1 pseudogene is annotated in these 251 nt (G+C 44.2%); it reads left to right on the forward strand.

Annotation, left to right across the window (positions count from 1 at the left end):
* Positions 1–251: pseudogene (proA, locus tag SB756_RS33080) on the forward strand (gamma-glutamyl-phosphate reductase); the annotation flags it as partial.

Here is a 251-nt window from a genome sequence, read left to right on the forward strand (position 1 = left end):
GAACGATGAGCGCATAGAATCGATGGCTGAAGGGATAGAAGTTATAGTAAGCCTTGATGATCCAGTGGGTCAGCTTCGTGAAATCACCGAACGACCTAATGGTATTAAAATTCGTAAAATGCGCGTACCACTTGGTGTTGTTTGTATGATTTATGAAGCACGCCCTAATGTGACCGCAGACGCTGGTGCTTTGTGTTTTAAATCCGGTAATGGCGTTATTTTACGCGGTGGTAAAGAGGCGCTTAAAAGCT

This window comes from Pseudomonas sp. SIMBA_068, from assembly GCF_046534705.1.
Lineage (GTDB): Bacteria > Pseudomonadota > Gammaproteobacteria > Pseudomonadales > Pseudomonadaceae > Aquipseudomonas > Aquipseudomonas putida.